Raw genomic sequence first — 258 nt, 5'->3', positions numbered from 1 at the left:
GACTCGATCAGTGAGCTATTACGCTTTCTTTGAAGGATGGCTGCTTCTAAGCCAACTTCCTGACTGTCTTAGCCTTCCCACTTCGTTTTCCACTTAGCCGATATTAGGGACCTTAGCCGGCGGTCTGGGTTGTTTCCCTTTTGAGTCCGGACGTTAGCTACCCGGTGCTCTGTCTCCCGTGCTCTGACTTCCAAGTATTCGGAGTTTGCCATGGTTTGGTAAGACGCCATGTCCCCCTAGCCATAACAGTGCTCTACC

1 rRNA gene is annotated in these 258 nt (G+C 51.6%); it reads right to left on the bottom strand.

The features are described from left to right. Nucleotides 1-258: ribosomal RNA gene (locus GBM95_RS12180) — 23S ribosomal RNA — on the bottom strand; the annotation flags it as partial.

It is taken from the genome of Sutterella seckii (genome assembly GCF_009183815.1).
GTDB lineage: Bacteria > Pseudomonadota > Gammaproteobacteria > Burkholderiales > Burkholderiaceae_F > Sutterella > Sutterella seckii.
Note: the sequence above shows the minus strand (reverse complement) of the source record. Positions and strands in the feature narration are given on the sequence as shown.